This is a genomic window from Bacillus cereus group sp. BfR-BA-01492 (genome assembly GCF_022662815.1).
Lineage (GTDB): Bacteria > Bacillota > Bacilli > Bacillales > Bacillaceae_G > Bacillus_A > Bacillus_A cereus_BD.
In genome coordinates this window covers 1-3,445 of record NZ_JAKUEH010000038.1, presented here as the reverse complement: position 1 = coordinate 3,445, position 3,445 = coordinate 1, and the positions used below count along the sequence as shown (strand labels likewise).

The following is a 3,445-nucleotide window of genomic DNA, read 5'->3' as shown; positions in this document are numbered from 1 at the left end:
AGCAAAGTTATTGTACTCAATACATCTCGGTTATGGCGCTCTGATATGGCAAAAGTGTTAATACAACGAGAGTTAAAGAAATACAAGATAGATGTAAAAGCAATTGAACAACCAAATTACAGTATATATGCACATGATGCGAATGACTTTTTAGTGAATGGTATGTTAGAGCTATTAGATCAATATCAACGTCTTGAGATTGCATTAAAGCTAAGTAGAGGCAGAAAGAAGAAAGCGGAACAAGGTGGATATGCGGGTGGCGGTGTGATGTTTGGTTACAGAGCAAATAAAGGACAAAAAGTGTTAGAAGTGGATACTAATAAAGCAATCGTTGTACGTAGACTATTTGAGCTACGACACTTTTTTAAGCATTGGTCACTTACTCAATTGGCAGAAAGACTGAATATGGAAGGCTATTGTACAGAGAAAGGGAAGCGGTTTACGAAAGTACAAGTGAAACGCATGTTAGACCGAGAGAACTTTTATCGAGGGGTATATACATACGGGCAAATACAAACAAATGGGAAACATCCAGCAATTATTTTATAAACTCACTTAAAAAATTAGCTCATTTTACTATACATACTACTAGAGTTATGAAAAATGGATAGGCTTGCGTACCTATGCGCATCGAAAGATGAACGCTCGAACTAAGGTTGCCGACATTTTTTTATATGACTAAATCATTGAATAGAGGGATGAGTTATGCAGAATAGACAGAACTATTTGTATGTAGGAGTAGATTTACATAAGGAGCATCATACGGCTGTTATTATTAATTGTTGGCAAGAGAAATTAGGAGAAATACAATTTGAGAATAAACCATCTGCATTTTCGAAGTTTTTACTAGAAGTAGAGACATATGTGTGTGATGGGATAACTGTTGTATTTGGTTTAGAAGATGTTGGTGGTTATGGAAGAGCATTAGCGAAATATTTAGTAGATCACGAACAGGTAGTAAAAGAAGTAAATCCAGCTTTATCATTTTTAGAACGCAAAAGTGAGGTAATGATTAAAAAGAACGATAGCTGGGATGCGGAATGTGTAGCACGCATATTGGTAAACAAATTTAATCAATTGCCAGATGCAAAGCCAAACGATTTATTTTGGTCGATACAACAACTAGTTTCAAGAAGGAATGCATTAGTAAAAGCACAAAGTGCGTTAAAGAACCAATTACATATTCAATTAAACCACCATTATCCAAGTTATAAAAAGTTTTTCTCAGAGTTAGATGGAAAAACAGCATTAGCGTTTTGGCAGCAATATCCGTCACCCTCTTGTTTAGAGGGGGCAAATATAAAGCAATTAACAGCTTTTTTATTAGATGTTAGCAACAATACATGTTCAGTAAAGAAAGCAAGCGACATATTAAAACTTGTAAAAGAAGATGGACATATAATGAAGGAATATCAAGAAACACGAAACTTTTTAGTAAGAAGTATTGTACGGGAGATTGAGTTTAAAAAGACAGAAATGAAATACATCGAGAGAGAATTAAAACAGCTAGTAAAACTACTAGATTATCAATTAGAAACGATGCCGGGAATAGAACTTGTGACGGCATCAGCATTAATTGCAGAAATTGGAGATGTAAGAAGATTTTTAAATGCGAACAAATTAGCAAGATTTGCGGGGATTGCGCCTGTTTACTTTGGTTCTGGTGGGAAAGGTAAGACACATAAAAGCAAACAAGGAAACAGGGCGCTACACGCTTTATTTTATAATTTAGCAGTACAGCAAGTACAAGTAGCAAAAGGCAGTAATATGCCACGAAATCCAGTGTTTCATGCGTACTATCAAAAGAAGCTTAAAGAAGGAAAAACAAAAGGACAAGCATTGGTATGTATTATGAGAAGGCTTGTAAATATTATATATGGCATGATGAAATATAAAACAGCTTATGAATTGCCGGTAGTGGAAGAAAAAGAAGTAGTTTAATAAGGTGTACATGGTTTGCTTTTTTATTGTGAGGGTTTAAGATTACAACATAGGGTACTGGTAAAGGTAGTACTGTAAGTGAAGTTAAAACATTTGTGGACAAAGGGGAACAGTTTACAAATGGAAGAAAAAATAGGTTAAAGCCTGATATTAGGTATAAAACGGGAGAGTATGATTACTTTTACGAAACAGATAATCTTGGGAGAATTGAAAAATTTGAAACAGATAAGTTACAATTAACTGAGAGAGAGAGAAGAGATTATCACATAGCAAGAATACACCAGGAAAAGTAAAAGGACAAGACCATGCTGGGCATTTGGCAGGTGATAGGTTTGGAGGCTCGCCTAAAATTGACAATCTAGTTTCGCAATTATCTGATGTTAATTTAAAAAAATATAAAAAAGTTGAAGATAAATGGGCTGCAGCTTTAAAAGAAACACCACCCAAAAAAGTAACAGTTAAGGTTGATATAATATACTCTGGGAATGATGTGCGTCCAGACAAATTTATAGTTAATTACACTATAGATGGTAAGCCAGGCAGTGCGAAATTTAAAAATTTATAAAAGGAGTGTAATGTAGTATGAAAGAATTTGAAGATAGATTTAGTGAATTGCAAGCTGATATGATATCCATATGTATGGAATATGTTGAAAATAGAGCCGATAAAGTATATGTTTACGCTTCATGTGAAGAAGATATGATATCTAGTAGTTTCTTTTATTTAATTAACAATAAGTATGTAGAGTGTCATAAGGTTAATGATGCATTGGAAAATGAAGAAGAAAAATATGATGTATCGCCAGAACGAATGTTTCAGGTGCTACAAATTATAGGTGAAGATATCGAAGAAATTGAAACATTATGCAAAGAATACGAAAAAGATATGCCAACTGAGATGAAATTAATATACGATGCTAAGAGTGGCAAGTTTAAAGCTGAATATAAGTATGATTTAATACATACAAATGAGGATATAAAAACGGCTGATGATTTTGCTGATGAGTGGTTTGAGGAAGTAAAAAATAATAAACTTTAAAAAATTTATAGTAATAGATATATTTAAATTGAATTAATAACTCATGAAAGTTTTAGCATCCATTTGTAGAATAGCATTTGGATAGTATTTAGTGACTTATAAAGATTACAGCATTTGCATACAGGAGTGACAAAGTATTGGCTGTAATTAATTTAAAACGTATTATGAAGTGTACAGGAAAATAATAGGCTGTTAGAAAGTACGTACTTCATGATGGTTGGACCATCATGGGGTACAATGTACAATGATAGAATAGAAAACAAAGTACGAGCTTAGGCGAGATGACATTTTACCGGGCGATAAATATAAACACATGGAATGGACATTAAACTAACGAACTCGTACAAACTCGTAAGTGGAGTTAGTATAGTCATATGGACACAACTTAGTTAAGTCCTTACAATGGATTTCAAGGAGGAAGTGTCCGTATGGCAAACAAGAAATTTAATGCAGAATTTAAAAAGAT

General features: G+C 33.5%; 3 protein-coding genes and 1 pseudogene. All 4 read left to right on the top strand.

Features of this window, described 5'->3' with window-relative positions; all coding sequences use genetic code 11:
* On the top strand, positions 1-549 hold a 549-nt coding region (locus tag MR063_RS21340; protein ID WP_242201313.1), incomplete at its 5' end, for a recombinase family protein.
* A gap of 156 nt (positions 550-705) precedes the next feature.
* The gene (locus MR063_RS21335) at positions 706-1,941 is read left to right on the top strand and encodes an IS110 family RNA-guided transposase (RefSeq protein ID WP_242201310.1); all 1,236 of its coding nucleotides are present in this window, start codon (positions 706-708) and stop codon (positions 1,939-1,941) included.
* 307 nt (positions 1,942-2,248) lie between these two features.
* Positions 2,249-2,506 (top strand): annotated as a pseudogene (locus tag MR063_RS21330) (DNA/RNA non-specific endonuclease); the annotation flags it as partial.
* 17 nt (positions 2,507-2,523) lie between these two features.
* Entirely contained in the window at positions 2,524-2,979 is a 456-nt protein-coding gene (locus tag MR063_RS21325; RefSeq protein WP_049112854.1) for an immunity protein YezG family protein, read from the top strand.
* The last annotated feature ends 466 nt before the right edge of the window (positions 2,980-3,445 follow it).